18 protein-coding genes are annotated in these 15963 nt (G+C 57.9%); 16 read left to right on the top strand and 2 right to left on the bottom strand.

Translation table 11 applies throughout. The annotated features are described in order from the left end of the window. The first annotated feature begins 63 nt into the window (after positions 1-63). From EOC83_RS16655 to EOC83_RS16620, 8 genes are read left to right on the top strand one after another with little or no spacing between them, the layout of a single operon-like run. Complete coding sequence (locus tag EOC83_RS16655) at positions 64-438, top strand: hypothetical protein (protein WP_063168367.1); 375 nt, start codon at positions 64-66, stop codon at positions 436-438. Positions 439-441: 3 nt separating this feature from the next. Further along, complete coding sequence (locus EOC83_RS16650; RefSeq protein WP_063168366.1) at positions 442-1059, top strand: hypothetical protein; 618 nt, start codon at positions 442-444, stop codon at positions 1057-1059. Next, complete coding sequence (locus tag EOC83_RS16645; protein ID WP_127325959.1) at positions 1050-1817, top strand: hypothetical protein; 768 nt, start codon at positions 1050-1052, stop codon at positions 1815-1817. Before EOC83_RS16650 ends, EOC83_RS16645 begins: the two co-directional genes overlap by 10 nt. 32 nt (positions 1818-1849) lie before the next feature. Continuing rightward, the gene (locus tag EOC83_RS16640) at positions 1850-2650 is read left to right on the top strand and encodes a hypothetical protein (RefSeq protein WP_063168364.1); all 801 of its coding nucleotides are present in this window, start codon (positions 1850-1852) and stop codon (positions 2648-2650) included. Next, a complete protein-coding gene (locus EOC83_RS16635) occupies positions 2647-3507 on the top strand; it encodes a hypothetical protein (RefSeq protein WP_063168363.1) in 861 nt (286 codons plus the stop codon). Before EOC83_RS16640 ends, EOC83_RS16635 begins: the two co-directional genes overlap by 4 nt. 2 nt (positions 3508-3509) lie before the next feature. Continuing rightward, positions 3510-4094, top strand: coding sequence for a methyltransferase domain-containing protein (locus EOC83_RS16630; RefSeq protein WP_063168362.1), 585 nt, complete (start codon positions 3510-3512; stop codon positions 4092-4094). Positions 4095-4138: 44 nt separating this feature from the next. After that, entirely contained in the window at positions 4139-5083 is a 945-nt protein-coding gene (locus EOC83_RS16625; protein WP_127224368.1) for a hypothetical protein, read from the top strand. Positions 5084-5134: 51 nt separating this feature from the next. Further along, positions 5135-5731 (top strand): SDR family oxidoreductase, encoded by a 597-nt coding sequence (locus EOC83_RS16620; protein ID WP_063168360.1) that lies wholly within the window; start codon positions 5135-5137, stop codon positions 5729-5731. On the opposite strand, the gene EOC83_RS16615 is transcribed toward EOC83_RS16620, so the two are convergent. Next, positions 5728-5964: a helix-turn-helix transcriptional regulator gene (locus EOC83_RS16615; RefSeq protein WP_063168359.1), complete on the bottom strand. Its 237-nt coding sequence runs from the start codon at positions 5962-5964 to the stop codon at positions 5728-5730. The genes EOC83_RS16620 and EOC83_RS16615 overlap by 4 nt on opposite strands. A gap of 134 nt (positions 5965-6098) precedes the next feature. On the opposite strand from EOC83_RS16615, the gene EOC83_RS16610 reads away from it, so the two are divergent. The 7 genes from EOC83_RS16610 to EOC83_RS16580 all read left to right on the top strand — a co-directional run bounded on the left by EOC83_RS16610 (position 6099) and on the right by EOC83_RS16580 (position 13181). Next, on the top strand, positions 6099-6710 hold the full coding sequence (locus tag EOC83_RS16610) for a hypothetical protein (protein WP_063168358.1): 612 nt from the start codon (positions 6099-6101) through the stop codon (positions 6708-6710). 292 nt (positions 6711-7002) lie between these two features. Continuing rightward, complete coding sequence (locus EOC83_RS16605; RefSeq protein WP_127224367.1) at positions 7003-7614, top strand: hypothetical protein; 612 nt, start codon at positions 7003-7005, stop codon at positions 7612-7614. Continuing rightward, entirely contained in the window at positions 7611-8327 is a 717-nt protein-coding gene (locus EOC83_RS16600) for a hypothetical protein (RefSeq protein WP_063168356.1), read from the top strand. The genes EOC83_RS16605 and EOC83_RS16600 overlap by 4 nt, the downstream gene beginning before the upstream one ends. A gap of 66 nt (positions 8328-8393) precedes the next feature. Then, complete coding sequence (locus EOC83_RS16595) at positions 8394-9290, top strand: NUMOD3 domain-containing DNA-binding protein (RefSeq protein WP_063168355.1); 897 nt, start codon at positions 8394-8396, stop codon at positions 9288-9290. 226 nt (positions 9291-9516) lie between these two features. After that, a complete protein-coding gene (locus EOC83_RS33230; protein ID WP_063168354.1) occupies positions 9517-10011 on the top strand; it encodes a hypothetical protein in 495 nt (164 codons plus the stop codon). A gap of 124 nt (positions 10012-10135) precedes the next feature. After that, the gene (locus EOC83_RS16585; RefSeq protein ID WP_063168353.1) at positions 10136-11842 is read left to right on the top strand and encodes a terminase TerL endonuclease subunit; all 1707 of its coding nucleotides are present in this window, start codon (positions 10136-10138) and stop codon (positions 11840-11842) included. Then, a complete protein-coding gene (locus tag EOC83_RS16580) occupies positions 11835-13181 on the top strand; it encodes a phage portal protein (protein ID WP_063168352.1) in 1347 nt (448 codons plus the stop codon). The genes EOC83_RS16585 and EOC83_RS16580 overlap by 8 nt, the downstream gene beginning before the upstream one ends. Positions 13182-13812: 631 nt before the next feature. Here the strand turns inward: EOC83_RS16580 and EOC83_RS33225 are convergent. Next, positions 13813-14199: a hypothetical protein gene (locus EOC83_RS33225; RefSeq protein ID WP_063168351.1), complete on the bottom strand. Its 387-nt coding sequence runs from the start codon at positions 14197-14199 to the stop codon at positions 13813-13815. Positions 14200-14285: 86 nt separating this feature from the next. On the opposite strand from EOC83_RS33225, the gene EOC83_RS16570 reads away from it, so the two are divergent. After that, on the top strand, positions 14286-15878 hold the full coding sequence (locus tag EOC83_RS16570) for an HK97 family phage prohead protease (protein ID WP_063168350.1): 1593 nt from the start codon (positions 14286-14288) through the stop codon (positions 15876-15878). Positions 15879-15963: the final 85 nt, after the last annotated feature.

Below are 15963 nucleotides of genomic sequence, written 5' to 3'. Positions count from 1 at the left end.
AATAATAGGTTTCAGCGGCGGTCTTCGGGCCGCCGTTTTCATTTTCAAACCCAAGAGGCAAAGATGTCTTCAGTCGAAGCAATTCTTTCGACAGAGTTTTCCGACCCCTTCGTGCAGGGCATGAAGGATCGGATGGTGGTCAGCTTCTACAAGTATGGCTTGGTCTCCGAAGCCTATCCTCACAAGGTGAACGCAATCACCTCCCTGACTGACCGCTTGAGGAAATATGCAGAAACTGGGAACACTGAGTTCCTGATCGACGCGGCCAATTTCGCGATGATCGAGTTCATGCACCCGTCCCATCCGTCAGCCTTCTTCGAGGGGACGGATTCTGATCAGTCTCCCGGGCGCCGTTCGAAACGGTCTGGCATTCCGGATGATCGCGACAATCAGTCTATCGGCACGAACCGCAACAGCGAACTTGCCAAGTTTCGATAGGTCATGGCCGTCACATGCCTCCCCATCGCACCATTCGGCGATCGGCCGGTGGTTGTTGCCGCTGGCGGCCCATCGCTCACGCTCAGCCAGATTCGCAGGATCGGTATGGCGCGCGCCGAGGACAAGATACGCGTCATTGCCATCAACGATGCGATCTACCCTTGCTGGTTTGCTGATATCCTGCATGCGTCCGACAAGCGCTGGTGGAATATGCACAAGGGAGTGCCTGCATTTCGCGGGTTGAAGACCTCGCTCGAGATCACCGGTTTCCATGACGTCCGGACGCTCAAGAACACCGGCATTGAAGGCTTTGACGACACGCCAGGCTGTATCCGTGGTGGCTGCAACAGCGGCTACCAAGCGGTCCATCTGGCCGCGCAACTCGGCGCCCGTCGGATCGTCATTGTCGCCTTCGATTTCTCCGACGACGGCGCCAAGTCGCATTGGTTCGGACCTCACGGTCCCGGGATGGATCTCCACTCCAACACTGAAAACTGGCGCAAGCATTTCCGCGGCCTGACCGACGAGCTCGCGCGCCGCAAGATTGCGGTGGTCAACGCGACCATCAAAAGCACGATCACCTGGCTGCCAAGGATCAATCTGGACACCGAATGGTCATAGGCGTCGCCTCCGACACCTTCAGCGACTCGCCGTATTATCGACGGGACGTCTTTCGGAGAGGATTGGCTCGCCTCGGATATGCAGTCGGGCATCCGCCGAAGGAAAGGCCTGGTCCGACGGACGTCTTGCTGATTTGGAATCGGTCGAGAGGTAATCACGATCTCGCCAATCGGTACGAGAAGGCTGGCGCAAGGGTTCTGGTGGCCGAAAATGGCTACATCGGGAAAGATAGGGACGGGCACCTGCTCTATGCGCTTGCGCTGGGGCACCATCTGGGCGCCGGCGCGTGGGTTGAGGGCGCCGGCGACCGATGGGATCAACTTGGCATCAACTTGCTGCCATGGCGCTCCTGTGGCGGCGAGATCGTTGTTCTGCCGCAGCGCGGGATAGGTGAACCTGGCATTGCGATGCCGTCTGACTGGACGGCAAGGGTCGTTGAGCGTCTCCGGAAGGTGACGGACCGGCCGATAAGGATTCGCCCGCACCCAGGCAAGGAAAAGACTGATCCGGACCTGCAGCATGCATGGGCCGCGGTGACCTGGGCAAGCGGCGCCGGCATCAAGTCGATCGTTGCTGGTGTCCCAGTCTTCCACGATATGCCGACATGGATCGGCGGACCAGCCGCCAAGTGTGGCGTCAGTGACATCGAAAATCCATTCCTTGGCGATCGCCTGCCGATGCTCCGCAGTCTTGCCTATGCGCAGTGGTCCTCCGAGGAAATCCAAGAAGGAACGCCGTTTAAGTGTCTGCTCGGGTAACGGTCTATCAGATTCCGGCGCACAAGCGGTCAATGCTCATCGGCGCGGCAATGGCGCAGGGCATCCATCGGGTGGGCGACAATGTTCGCGTCATGCCTTCGACGTCTTTCAAATCTCCGGACTCGGATATCGCCGTCTTTTATGGCTTTGACGAAACGCTCCGGGCTGTTTTCAAGGGCTATCGGGATGCCGGCCGGCCGGTTGTCTATGTCGATCTCGGATATTGGGGCCGTAAGGATCTCGGGCGCTGGACTGGTTATCACAAGGTCTCGGTCAACGGTCGGCACCCAACCTCCTATTTCCAGAACCGCAGCCATGACGGCTCACGCGCCGCCAAGTTCGGGATAAAATTCAGCGAATGGACGACAGGTAGCCACATCTTGGTTGCCGGAACAAGCGACAAGGGCGCCGTCGTTGACGGCTTTGCACCGGAGGAATGGGAGCGCTGGGCGGTCGCGGAACTCCGCAGGCATACCGATCGCCCGATCATCTACCGCGCGAAGCCCAGTTGGCTTGGTGCGTCGCCTATCCCGGGATCGATGTTCCAACAGACTCGCGACGACGTCAGGAAGATGCTGGTGGGCTGCCATGCGGTGGTCACGCATCACTCGAATGTTTCGATCGATGGATTGATTGCTGGCGTGCCTGCCTTCTGCATGGAAGGGCTCGCGTCTCCGTTGGCATTGTCTGACCTATCGAAGATCGAAGAGCCGCGGCGCCACGGTGACCGCGAGCAACTCGTCAACGACATCGCTTGGTGCCAGTTCGACGTGCAGGAAATGACTGAGGGTGTCGCCTGGCGGCATCTTAAATCGGAAGGGCTCTTGCCTTGAAGGTCTGCTTTTATCGCTCGTCTAAACCCCGTGAGGGTCTGCTTGCCGATGCCTTCGCGCGCGGCGTGATCGAACACGGCGACGAGGCGGTTGTCAGGCAGTTGGATGGCGATGTTCAGGTCGCTTCAGATTGCGAAGTCGCGGTCATGGTCGGCGTGAAGAGCAAGGAACTCTATCAGGCGAACTGGCGCGCAGGGATTCACACCATCCTTTTGGATAAGGGTTATTCGCGGCACAGCGCCGGCGGCCCGATCAAGACATGGGAATACTGGCGCGTGTCGGTCGACGGTCATCACCCGACGCGGTATCTGATGAAGACGCCGCGGCCGGCGGACCGGCTGCAGAGACTGCGCCTGAAGGTCAAGCCATGGCGGACCATCGGTGACCACATTGTCATCGCTGGATCATCGGCCAAATACAACGCTTTCTATGGGCTTCCGGAGCCCACTGAATACGCAGAAAGCCTTGTCCGACATCTCCGCCAGTTCAGCGACCGCCCGATCGTTTATCGGCCGAAGCCAAGCTGGAAAGAAGCGGTTGCGATCGACGGTGCTCGGTTCTCCTACGGGGAAGGCGAGACCATCGACCAAGTTCTCGACGGCGCGCACGCGGTCGTCACCCACGGCTCGAACGCCTGCTTTGAAGCTGTCCTCGCCGGCATTCCATGCGTTGTACTTGGTGATGCGGTGGCGAAGCCGATCTCGTCGGTCAAGCTGGCTGACATCGAGTCGCCACTGATGGTCAAACGTCGTGATCGGAACCAGTGGCTGGCGAATCTTGCATACGCCCAATTCACTCTGCCGGAATACGCAGACGGCGAGGCGTGGCAGATCATCCGTCCGCAGATTTACGGGTAATCATGAAACCGAGCGAGCAGTACCGGGCCGCGCTTGCTGACGCCACGCGTCACCACGCCGAGCACAAGACCTATTCCGGCAAGTTCCTGCGGCCGCACGCTCCTTTCATCAAGGAGATCATCGAGCGCCTGGGTTGCGAGACGATTCTCGACTACGGCTGCGGCAAGGGCGAGCAATACGCCTGGCGCAACGCCGATCCGACCGGGTCCATCCCGGTCGGCATGACGATTGAGGAATATTGGGGCATCCCGGTCACCAAATTTGACCCGGCCTATCCGCCATTTGCCGCCGAGCCTATTGGCAAGTTCGACTTGGTCATCTGCACGCATGTCTTGGGATCGATTCCGGTCCTTGATCTGCCGTGGGTGCTCGACCGGCTCTACTCGCTGTCGAACAAGGCGCTCTACATCGCCGAGAAGATCGCGCCGGTGAAGAAGAAGGTTTTCAAGAAGCCGGACCTGCATCCTTTCGGCTGGAACGCCACTCGCTGGATGACGGCGATCAAGCGCGAGAAGCCCATCGAAGTCGTCCTGTCCGTGCGCGAGAAGCGCGCCGACGGCGTCTTTGTCGAACGGTTCTCCATATGAGGGTTCGCGTCCTTGGCGCCGGCTGGTTCGGTTGCTCCATCGGATTGGCGCTGATCGCCGCCGGCCATGACGTCGAGGTGCATGAGAGCAGCGGCCGCATCTTCAACGGCGCATCGGGAAACATCCCGGCCAGGCTGCATCTTGGAGCTCCGCACTATCCGCGGTCCTCCGCCACGCAGAAGGCCTGCCAAGAGCACCAGGTCGAGTTCCTTGAGCGATACGGGCAATTCACACGGTCAATCCCGGTGAACATCTATGCGGTCGCGCGTGACCATTCGCTGATCGACTTCGGCACCTACACGAGGATCCTACGCGATCAAGTCGAGTTCCTGACCCTCTACGATCCGGCCGAGTTCGGCCTGACCTATGTCGAGGGCGGCGTGATGCTCGGCGAGCGCCATATCGTGGTCGACGACGCCAAGGCCTTCTTTGCGAAGGAACTGGACGGGGCAATCAAGTTCAACACGACAGTCGGCGAGGTCGATAGCCGCGACTATGATCTAAGTATCGACTGCACCTTTTGCGCCAATGACAGCGCCGGGGTCGATCGTTACGAACCCTGCCTTGTGGTCCTTCTGAATGGGCCTACCGACAAGTGCGTCACAATTACAGACGGTCCGTTCCCCAGCCTTTACGTGTGGAACGAGGATCTCGGTCTGTCGAGCCTCTCTTCGGCGAAATGGACGCCGTTTTCGAAGAACTGCAAGACCTGGGGTGAGGCGAAGGCCCTGCTTGATGGTCTGAGCGCCGCGGACATTGAGCGGCAGGCACAGTTCATGATCAGCGACATGGCCGGCTTCTACCCGGCGGTGCGCGATCTCTATCAAGTGGCGGATTACCGCCTCAGCATCCGCGCCATGCCGCTTTCAGGGTCAGACAGTCGATTGGTTGACGTCGTTCGCGTCGGCGAGCGCGCGCTGAGAGTCCGCGCAGGCAAGATCGATGCGGTGATACAGGCCGAGCGGATCATCAAGGGGATGATCGCGTGATGTCTTTGGCCGATCTTTTGGCCGATCTTTTCGGCTCTATCGGGTTGTGACATGACCATCGTCATCACCGGCTGGCGCAGTGCCATAGCCGAAGCGTTCCGCACACTTCTCCGTTCTGCCGAAGTCACCGTCCACGGCAAGCCGATGGAGCCGAACTTCCCGATCGACGCGCAGCGCTATCTGTTCTGCCAGGGCCTGCTTCGTCCGAAGAAGTACGACGATCAGACTGAAGCCGAGATCAAGGAAGGCATCGAGGTAAACTACACCTCGATCGTCCGCGCCTGCGACCTGATCTTCGCCGGCAACGAATTCGCCCGGGTCTGCATCATTGGGTCCGAAAGCGGATACCGAGGATCATTCGATGAGAACTACGCTTCATCGAAGGCGCTGATCCACAGCTACATCGAAACCAAGCGTCTGACGCAGCATCAGCAACTGGTCGGCATCTCCCCGGGGATCATCGGCGACTGCCGCATGACGACATCCAGGACTGACGTCGACAACCTCATTCGCCGGCGTGATGAGCACCCGAAGAAGAGATTCCTCGAGGCAAGCGAAGTCGCCTCGATGGCGAGGACATTGATCTACTTCCAGCCCTACGTCTGCAACGTCGTCATCAGGATGCACGGCGGATTGGTCGACGGTTAAGAGAGTCGAACTCCAGCGCCGCCGTCTATTAAATCATTCTTCGCCAGCAGGATGACACCGGAGCGCTTTATGGCCTCTTCGAGTGCTGTCAAATTGTTTGCCATTGGAGTGGATCTTCCGGCCTCAAAGTTGCGGAGCGTGCTGAGGCTGATTGATGCCATATCTGCCATATCTGCCTGCGAGATATCGAGGAGAGCGCGAGCGGCCCGGCATTGCTCTGGAGTGATTGTCATGGTTTCTCCTTGCAAGTGATTTTCGATAACCATAACGAAAATCGTTTGACAAGTCTAGACTGACGAAATATGTTCGCCTAAACGATAATCGTTATTCGCCATTTAGGCGGATGGCAAGGCGACCAGAGGACCGAATGAAAATCCAAGTGACCATTCAGGGCATTACGCCCCTGTTGATGAACAGGTTCACCGAGCATAACGAAGTGGCCGTTTCAAGCGGTACATCGGTGAATTTCAAGGGCGACCGCGGGACACCAAGGCAGCAGGCGGAGCCGAAGCGGTATGCTGATGGTGACGGCAAACTCTATATCCCCGGCCCGAACATTTTCGCGTGCATCATTGCGGCGGGAACATTCCACAAGGCTGGGAAATCGAAACTAACCACGCTGCGGACATCACTCATTCCTGCCGGCATCATGGTTGATGACCTTGTCTGCAATTTGACTGACCTTGATGGTGATCCGCTGACGGAATGGGAAGTCGATAGCCGTTCGGTCGTTATCCCGTCGACTGGCGGCCGCATCATGTGTCATCGACCGCGCGTAGACGTATGGGCGGCAAAGTTCACCTTGGACGTGGACGAAACAATGTTTTCACCATCGCTTGTCCGTGCAGTTGTGGATGACGCTGGTAAGAAGATCGGGCTCGGCGACTTTCGTCCGGCCCGAAAGGGCCCCTTCGGTCGTTTCGTTGTTTCCCGATGGGAAATAGTGAAAGACGGCGGCGGTCTTCTACAGGCAGCTTAGGCTGCTCACGGTCCGATCAGGCTGCGCATCGTCGGGCATTGTATGGCGTGGTCCGGCGCGGCATGGTTAGGCGGCGCTGACCAAGGTTAGGTAGCGCAGGGCGTGGCAAGTTGCTGTTTTGCAAGGATATGGCGGTCTTCGGACCGCCATTTGCGTTTCTGGCCTCCCCAACAAGGATTTGCTGATGACTGTTCGAGTCTGCTCCCTTTGCTGGGGCACGGCATGGGAACGCTATGGCCGCACGTTCGCGCAGACTTTCGCGGATTATTGGCCGGCGGATGTCGAACTGGTCATGGTCACCGACCGCTTCATTGGCCTCCCGCGTGGCAAGCAAGCGCCGCTGGAACTGATCAACGGCTACCGGGCATTCCTGGACCGCTGGAGCAGCGAAATGGCCGCCATGGGCCATCGGGCGCCGGCGGGCACGAAAACGAACGAGAACGGCTACTCATGGCGCCATGACGCTGTGAAGTGGATGCCGCAGGCGCTGGCACCCATCCCGGGCATCGAAGGTCTTGAGGATGGCGACATCTTCGTCTGGTTCGACGCCGACACCGAAACCACCGCGACGGTTCCGGCCGGCTGGATTGAATCGCTGCTCGACGGCGCGGACGTAGCCTGCATCAGGCGGCCGGGGCGTCACACGGAAATCGGCTTCTACGCCATGCGCATGAGCCCGGGTACGCGGCGCGTGCTGCGCCTGTTCGCCGACTTCTACCTCAACGACTCAGTGTTCAAACTCACCGAATGGCATTCCGCCTTCGTCTGGGACCGCGCGCTCGAGACGGAACCGGAACTGAAGGTCAGCGATCTCAATCCGACCGGCGCCCGCGGGCATGCCTGGCCCAAGACGCCATTGGCAGCCTGCACTGAGCATCACAAGGGCAAGAGAAAAGACCAATGAGGCACGTCAAGCACGCCTTCTACATCGGATTCGATCCGCGCGAGGCTGCGGCGTTCGCCGTGACAAGGTATTCGCTGAACAAACATCTTATAACCCCCGTCCCCGTGAGAGGTCTGGTTCTTGCGGATCTTCGCGCTCGCGGCCTATACACTCGACCGACTACCGTGCGCGATGGTCGCCTTTGGGATGACATCTCCGGTGCTCCAATGAGTACCGAATTTGCGATCTCTAGGTTCCTGTGCCCTCATCTGGCGGGTAGCGGATGGGCAATCTTTATGGACAGCGATATGCTAGTCCGTTCAAACGTCGAAAGGCTGTTCAAACTTCTCGACCCGTCGAAGGCAGTGATGGTTGTCAAGCACAACTTTCAGCCGCCGGAAGGGATCAAGATGGATGGTCAAATTCAAACCAGGTATTCTCGAAAAAATTGGTCAAGCGTTTGCGCTTTCAATGCGTCGCACCCGGCGAACGCTGCTTTGACAGTGGAGATGGTGAACTCACTGCCTGGGCGTGAATTACATGCCTTCTGCTGGTTGGAAGATAAGGACATCGGGGAACTGGATTGTTCGTGGAACTGGCTGGCCGGTCACAGTGATCCGGAAATCGAACCAGACATATGCCATTTTACCGATGGGCTGCCATTCATGTTGGGGCATGAAGACGCTCCATTCGCAGATGAGTGGTGGCAAGAATTGTCGAACTGGGCTATATAGAAGCGAGCCGCCACGGTGTTGGAAGCACCGTGACGGCCCTAACCGAAACGATCATGTGAGGATCGAGTGGCTAACGACAGCATACAGCAAATTTCCGTCTTCATATATGGCCTGATTGATCCCCGCGATGGTCAACTGCGCTACGTTGGAAAGACCAAGAATTCCTTGAAATCTCGCCTTCTCGCCCATGTCAGCGACGTCAGGCGCGGCCGAACTTATATCCCTCGTCACAAATGGCTCTGTGACCTGCTGCTTGCCGGTGAATTCCCGGAAATTGTCGAATTAGACAGGGTTGCCTCCGACGCATGGCAAGAGGCCGAGCAATTCTGGATTGGCTATCTTCGTTTCGTTGGATTGCCACTGCTGAATGGCACAATCGGCGGCGACGGCACTATCGGGCATAAAATGTCCGAGGAAATTAAGAAGAAACTCTCAGATGGCGCCACCAAGCGGTATCAAAATCCCAACGAGAGAAGAAGGACCGGCGCTGCTGTCAAGCGCGGTCAAGACACCGACTCTTATCGGGCTTATATGCGCGAGCGGGCGGCGAAGTGCACGCCGGAGAGTTTGGCCAAACTCCACGAGGGGACGAGAAGATATTGTCGGTCCGAAGAGGGCCGGAAAGCAATCGCAGATCGAATGCGCGGCAAGGTTGTGTCTGAGGCGACAAGGAAAATTCTGTCTGAGCAGCGTCTAGGAGTAAAACTCCCCATCGAGACGCGCTTGAAAATGGCAGCGTCTAGATTGGGCAGAAAACACAGCGAGGCGACCAAGGCAAAGATGAGGGCGGCGATCAATCGCGATGCGTCATCCTTGCGCACTCGCGAGCGTTGGCTGGACCCGGAATACGTAGCCAAACAAGCGGCCGTCAATCGATCCGCCAAACTCAAATCAAAATGGGCCGACCCCATGTGGCGGGCAGAGCGTCTGGAACGACAAAGAGCGGCAAGAGCGAAGACATGAACCTGCAACCATCATCCTCAAGAAGTATGTAATGTCCGGCCTACGATCGCCGCTCAATTTCGCCAACACGGTCGACTACGAAGCCATCAAGCGCCATGCATTTCATGACCAAAACATTGTGATAGTCCGTTTGGACGATCCGAAACTATCCTGGGCTGATCGCGAAATGCTCCGCGCTGTTGGTGAGCGCCTATACGGAGCGCCTAAGCCGGCCGGGAGGTAGGTTATGGGCGGTATTGGCAGCGGCGGCAACGGCAGACTTACGGACGCTGAGAAACGCGCCAAAGGCACATTCCGAAACGACCGGACGGATGAGATCTACGCGGCCAAGGCCGCCGAGAAGGTTGTTGTCGGCCCTTGGCTGACTTCGATTCCTGAGCCGACCATTCCGCTGAATGCGGTCGGCAAGGCAAAATACGACGAGATCACTGCGCTCCTCTTCGCCACCAATAAGCTGACCAAGGTCACCTGCGGCGACTGCGAGCGCATGGCCGTGATGCACCAACAGATGCATGAAAGGCTGACGGCGGGCAAAGCGGTCTCGATGGATCTTATCAAGCGCATGGATGCGATCAGCGTGAGGCTCAGGATTGCAGAAGATGCGCCAGCGATCGCGAACCCCAACCAAAAAAACAGGTTCGCCGGGTCGGGGTTCTCCAATAGCAGGACTTCACCGATCACACTGCGGCCACATCGCGCCGCTGGAACTGGTAAACTCTGAAACCAACGAGATTGAGCTCGTTCCTGATTATCCGGCGATCGCCAGGCTGTATGCCGAGGTAGTCGCGTCGGGACGGCTTCCTACCAATCGCCTGCTTGTTTTCGCGGCGCAACGCTATCTCGACATGCTCGAGATGGCGGAGAACCCGAAGAACGATTTTTGCTACTCGCCTATCCATCTGGTCGACTTCTGCCGTTTTAGCGAGAGGCTGAGGCACTTCGAAGCCGGCAACTGGCAATTGAACCAATTCGATGAGGCCGGAGACCCAGATCCTCGCATCATCCTCGAGCCGTTTGAGATATGGATCGAATCCGCGATCCACGGTTTTCGGATGCGCAACAATGGCACCCGGCTCGTCAAGACAGCACTCGAACTAATTTCGAGAAAAAATGGGAAGTCGATTCGGGCCACCCGTGCTGCACTATTCGATCTCTGCTGCTCCGGAGGCATGGCGCCGGAAATCCCGATCGCCGCGTTTTCTTCGAAACAGGCTGACGACACGCTGTATGGCGACATCGTCAAAATGCTCAACAACGACGACGAGTTGAAGGAGCAGTTCAAGATCCGCGTGACGCAGGAGGAGATCACCTCCAACGGCGGCCGCATCTTCAAGCTGACCCAGCACGGCGATCGGATCGACGGTCTCAATCCGTCCTTGGCGCTCTTTGAAGAAGGTCACGCCGGCGCGGCGCTAGTTTACAAGGTTGTCGATTCCGCCTTTGGTGCGCGGCCGAACGCGCTGCGTCGCATGATCACCACCGCGGGTCACTATTCGGAGGGCCCGGCATTTGACCTCCTAACCCAGGCTCAGATGATCCTTGAAGGCAAGGTTCAGGATTTCACGTTCTTCGCCGCGATCTACACGCTGGATCGCGAGGACTACACCAACCCGGAAACCAACGCGATCGACTGGGATCGATTGCTGACAGACGAAAGCCTGATCGAACGGGCCAACCCGATGTACAGGGTGGCACTTGACCCGGTGGTCATCAGGGCTGCAGTGAACGAGGCTCTCCGGCTTCGTCCAGATAAGCGGGGTGAAGTAGCGCGTACCCGCTTCAATATCTGGACCGGTGCCGGGATGACGCTGATCGAGGCTTCGGCCTGGGGCCAGTGCAAGCGGCCGGTCTCGCTTTCTGACTTCTTCGGCATGAAGTGCTGGATCGGCGTCGATCTGGCGCAAGTGCTCGACATGTGCGCGATCACGCTGCTGTTCGAACTGCCGGCCGGGCAGCTGGTGGCATTCGCCAAGTTCTTTCTGCCGGCGGAATCGCCTACAGCGCGGAATCCTGATCTGGTCGACCATCTGGCGACATGGGAAACGCAAGGCCACCTTGTCCTGACGCCAGGCCCGCTCGCCGACCACGACCTAGTGCGCGCCGACATTGAAGCTTTCTGCGACGTGTTCGACGTCCAGGTGATCGCCTGTGACCCGGCGCAGGCGCACAACACGGTGAAGTACCTCTGGGATGGCAACCGACCGGTGGTCGTCTATCCGAACTCCGCGAAGACAATGACGGCGCCGACCGACGACATCCTTGGTCGCATTGCAGCACAGACTATCTGGCATGACGGGAACCCGGTTCTCGCCTGGAACGCGCAAAACGTTCATGGCGAGCGCAAAGCTAACGGCTCGATCATTCCGAGAAAAGAAAAAGAGAATTCACCTCGCAAGATCGATGGCTTCGTCGCCCTTTGCTTCGCGAATGGCTGCCGGATGCAGCCGGATGAGGCGAAGCCCGCTGGCGAGGTAGCCGGCACTTCGACTGACCCGTATCTGACGCGAGGCATGATTGGATTCGACCAGATGGTAGGTGACGGCAATGTCTGATGTCGAAGAGACGGCCGTCGTCGCAACCGAGTCCCGCCAAATGGACCTGATCGCGAAGGACCATGGCACAGAAATGACCATGGCGGAATTTACGTCGTGGTTGGGCGAGAACATCGCCAGCGCCAGTGTGCAGAATGCGCTGAAGCAGGCCGCATTCTTGCTGTGCTGCGACGTCATCGCCCAGGACATCTCTAAGTCCACGCTACGGCTGCGGGAGAGGCTTCCAAACGGCACATCTCGCGTTGTGCTGCCAGAAAAGCATGAGATGGCTGCGTTCCTCGCCCTTGAGCCGAACCGCCGCCACACATGGCCAGAGTTCATCGAAATGATGGTGCTCTGGGAGTGCTACACCTCGAACTCATATGCTGGTGTGCTGCGCAACAACTTCAACGATCCGCTGGAACTGATCCCATTCCAGACCGGTCGCGTCAGGACGCTGGTCGAGGGTCGGGACATCTTCTACGACGTCACAGCCGGCACCATGCAGGAACAGGCGCTGCTCGGCGCCGTGTCGATGACCTTCCATGAGAGGGACATGATCCACGTCCGTGGACGCATGATCGATGGACAGGATGGTTATTCGACGCTCATCGCCGGCAAGGACGTATTGGAGACGGGAAGCGCGATCGATGATTTCCGCACTTCTCTCTTCAGTGAAGATGGCCAGGTGCGCGGTGTTTTCAAAAAGAGCGGCGATGGCGCCATCGACGAACTCGCGTTCCAGCGGCTGCGGTCCCAGCTAAAGATCCTGATGAAGAGGTACAAGGCCGGTGTTGAACCGGTCGTCCTTGAAGACAACATGGAATTTCAGCCGATCGCGTCGAAACCGCAAGAGATGGAATTGACCAAGCAGTTCTCGGAACAGATCAGCCAGACGTGCCGGTTGCTTCGTGTCCCGCCGTACAAGGTCTTCCAAATGGATGGCCAAAAGTACGACAACCTCGATACTGCCGAGAAGATGTACGTGGGCGACACACTCATCCCGCGCGCCGAGCGTTTCGAGCATCGGTACGACAAGATCCTCCTGAGCCGCAAAGACCGGCTGAAATACTTCTTCCAACACGATCGCGAGGAAATGACGCTCCGCGACTCGCAGCGCGAGACCGAGCGCATCAAGACGCTGCTCGAGCGCGGCGCTATCGAAGTCGATGAAGCCAGGGCGATGCAAGGCTTCAATCCATTGCCGAACGGTCAGGGCCAGGTTCGCCTGATCCCGGTGAACATGAATGTCGTGGACCGCGACGGGAAAGTCATCGTCGCCGCATCGTCAACGGTCGATCCGAACGCTCCGGCGGCCGATCAACCAGCAACCGACGCAAAGAAGAAGAAAGACGCTTAGATCCTCACAATTGGAATTGTTGGAGGGCCACCAGATTCCTACATACAGACGGACCGCCGCAGCGTTGGAAGCGCCGCGACGGTCCTAACCGAAACGATCATGTGAGGATCGAGTGGCTATCCAAGAATTATTCGCTCGCATGGGCGACAGCAAGACCATTCAGTTAAATTGTCAGCATTGCGACAAATCATTTGTCCGATATCGGTCGCAGATCAAAAAAGGCAACCACAAGTTCTGCGGCCAAGAGTGCAAACGCGGGGCCGCCGGGGGATCGTGGCTTGTCTGCGTAGGGTGCGGTGGCGATACATACCGCAAGCGCTATCAAGCGGAGAAGATCGAAGCGTCAGGGGCGAATGTATATTGCTCCAGGGGATGTCAGAGTAAGCACAAGACGTTCTCGCGGACATGCAAAAATTGCAACTTGTCATTCTCGAAACCAACCAGTCAGGCCGTCGGCCTAAATCGAGATTCGCTTTGCAGCATCCAATGCAAAGAGGCGTTCGATTACATGGAGACAAAATGCAGTTGGCCTGGATGCTCTGAGACATTTCGGACAAGAATTCAGAGAAAGACGACCAGAGGCGTAGAGGGGCAATATTTCAGGACCGATTTTAACGGCACCATGAGGCTTTCATGGAGGCCAATCTGCGAGTTCCATCACAATCTTTGCTCCCAATACGTTGGCGGACACTACAGGGCGAACGGCAGACTCAAATGGTTTGATGATCCAGAGATAAATCTTGGATCGAGGGGCGTAAATCAGCCGATCACACGGCTTTTGATTTTTGCCAAGACCGACGGGAAATGCTCGCATTGCGACCGAAGTCTCGACTTCAATGGTGGCCACTCCGAGTGGCACATCGACCATACCATTCCAGTCTACAAAGGCGGGAAGACAAACTATCCAAATTTGCAGCCGCTTTGTCGGATCTGCCACGACGTAAAGACCTCTGTCGAGAAATCCGAGGTCGGTCGCCTTCGCCACAAAATGACGAAACTGGGCCGCTGGCTCACTCATACCGAAAAAGACGAACTGATCGCCGAGTTGCGACGCGAGATTGATGTTCTGCGCGCGTCCGCGAACAAGGAAAAGGAGTTGGGCGCATGCCTAAGAAAATCAGCATCGACGAAATCATCGCGAAGCGCAAAGACATTGGATCAGATGTCGCTCCGATTATGAAGGCCGCGAAGGCGCCGGCGTCGTGGAATAAGGAATCGCGATCGGCGCGGTTTGTCATGAATGCCCAGGCGGTGGACCGCTATGGTGACATCATTGTTACTGCCGGTATCGACACAACTGAGTTTGAGCGCAACCCGGTCGCCCTTCTTTTCCACAATTCGCGCACATGGCCTGTTGGCAGTTGGGGCAATCTCGAGAAGGTTCTAAAGGGGCGCCCGCCCCGAATTGAAGGAGACATCGTCCTTCTTCCTGCGGGCGGTCCGGTCAAGGAGATCGACGAAACCGAGTGGATGATTGCAAACGGAGGTATCCGGGCTTGCTCCATCGGGTTCATGCCGGATTGGGACAACTACGAAATGATCCTCGATGACGAGGAGCGATGGACAGGCGGTATCCAGTTCAACAAGTCAATTTTACTCGAGGCGTCGATTGTGGCGATTCCCGCGAGCCCGCAGAGTCTGATTAAAGCAGCCGGCCGCGACATGAACCTCGCTCGTGAACTGCTTGAGGACGTTCTCGACAACTGGGCCAAGACCCCGGAAGGCTTGCTCATCCCGATGGATGAGTATCGCGCCAAGCACTTCGATCTCAATGGCAACCGCTCGATCTTCGTCATCGACAAGGCGTTTGCGCCGACGGCCAAGACCTTCGTTCCCGTCGCCGACATGACGCTTGAGGCGACAACCCAAGACGAGGCAGTCAAGTTCGTCGGTGCGAAGGTGACGATCGATCCCGATCATGCCGAAAACAAAGGCGCTCCATTCTCCGACAGCCTGGCGAAAGCGACCGGGGAGGTCATCGACAGTTGGATCGTCGATGAAGGTGTGAACAAGGGCGTTCACGCTCTCGCTGTGGAATTTCTGACAGACGCCTGGAGCGGCATGTTCCGCGGCATCAAGGCGGACCGGTTCCTGCTTGCTGAGAAGGCAATCGCAGACGGAACAGCTACCGTCGATGAAGCTCGTGATGCTCTCGGCCTTGATCCACTGCCGGTGGCCGACGTCACCGACGAGAAGAAGGGTATGGACCTTCTCACGGACGAAGTCCTCGACGCCTTCGCCGCACAGATCAAGGAAGCCGACATCGTCGTGCTCCGCAATGCTGACGAAGTGAAACTCGTGATCGAGCGTGAGGGTGAATCGGTCGGCGAACTGGTCCTGCCGCTGGATCTCACCATCCGGCAGATCGACGAGGTTTCGCAGTCCATCTGCGATCGCGTGACCAAGGCGAAGGAAGAGCCGGAGTCGGAGAAGAAGCCAACGTCAGTCGGCTCGATCTCCATCGAACTGGACACGGCCGAGGCAACCGAAAAATTGACTGCTCTCCAGCGCCTTCTCGAGTCCGTCGGCGCCACGATGGCGAAGTTCTTCGGGACCAAGGACGTCGAGAAGGACGACCCCGACGACGAGCCGGCAGAACCGCCAGCGCCGCCATGCGAGGAAGAAGTAGAGGCCGCCAAGGCGGCAACCGCAGCCATCCTCGCCCGCTTCGCCTCCAAGGGTCTGATCGAGGCCTAACACCACATTCCAGAATTCCGGGCCGGGCAACCGCCGGATCAACAAGCCGCTCCGCAAGGGCGGCTTTTTTCATGAGCAAAAGGAG

Origin of the sequence: Mesorhizobium sp. Primo-A (assembly GCF_003997175.1) — a bacterium.
In the GTDB taxonomy this organism is placed as follows: Bacteria; Pseudomonadota; Alphaproteobacteria; order Rhizobiales; family Rhizobiaceae; genus Mesorhizobium; species Mesorhizobium ciceri.
This window is presented reverse-complemented; position numbering and strand designations above follow the sequence as displayed.

What these genes read in the sequence shown, in the direction of transcription:
- EOC83_RS16655 (WP_063168367.1), top strand. Translation starts at nt 64, where the DNA reads ATGTCTTCAGTCGAAGCAATTCTTTCGACAGAGTTTTCCGACCCCTTC.
- EOC83_RS16650 (WP_063168366.1), top strand. Translation starts at nt 442, where the DNA reads ATGGCCGTCACATGCCTCCCCATCGCACCATTCGGCGATCGGCCGGTG.
- EOC83_RS16645 (WP_127325959.1), top strand. Translation starts at nt 1,050, where the DNA reads ATGGTCATAGGCGTCGCCTCCGACACCTTCAGCGACTCGCCGTATTAT.
- EOC83_RS16640 (WP_063168364.1), top strand. Translation starts at nt 1,850, where the DNA reads ATGCTCATCGGCGCGGCAATGGCGCAGGGCATCCATCGGGTGGGCGAC.
- EOC83_RS16630 (WP_063168362.1), top strand. Translation starts at nt 3,510, where the DNA reads ATGAAACCGAGCGAGCAGTACCGGGCCGCGCTTGCTGACGCCACGCGT.
- EOC83_RS16620 (WP_063168360.1), top strand. Translation starts at nt 5,135, where the DNA reads ATGACCATCGTCATCACCGGCTGGCGCAGTGCCATAGCCGAAGCGTTC.
- EOC83_RS16615 (WP_063168359.1), bottom strand. Translation starts at nt 5,964, where the DNA reads ATGACAATCACTCCAGAGCAATGCCGGGCCGCTCGCGCTCTCCTCGAT.
- EOC83_RS16610 (WP_063168358.1), top strand. Translation starts at nt 6,099, where the DNA reads ATGAAAATCCAAGTGACCATTCAGGGCATTACGCCCCTGTTGATGAAC.
- EOC83_RS16605 (WP_127224367.1), top strand. Translation starts at nt 7,003, where the DNA reads ATGGTCACCGACCGCTTCATTGGCCTCCCGCGTGGCAAGCAAGCGCCG.
- EOC83_RS16600 (WP_063168356.1), top strand. Translation starts at nt 7,611, where the DNA reads ATGAGGCACGTCAAGCACGCCTTCTACATCGGATTCGATCCGCGCGAG.
- EOC83_RS33230 (WP_063168354.1), top strand. Translation starts at nt 9,517, where the DNA reads ATGGGCGGTATTGGCAGCGGCGGCAACGGCAGACTTACGGACGCTGAG.
- EOC83_RS16585 (WP_063168353.1), top strand. Translation starts at nt 10,136, where the DNA reads ATGCTCGAGATGGCGGAGAACCCGAAGAACGATTTTTGCTACTCGCCT.
- EOC83_RS16580 (WP_063168352.1), top strand. Translation starts at nt 11,835, where the DNA reads ATGTCTGATGTCGAAGAGACGGCCGTCGTCGCAACCGAGTCCCGCCAA.
- EOC83_RS33225 (WP_063168351.1), bottom strand. Translation starts at nt 14,199, where the DNA reads ATGAGTGAGCCAGCGGCCCAGTTTCGTCATTTTGTGGCGAAGGCGACC.
- EOC83_RS16570 (WP_063168350.1), top strand. Translation starts at nt 14,286, where the DNA reads ATGCCTAAGAAAATCAGCATCGACGAAATCATCGCGAAGCGCAAAGAC.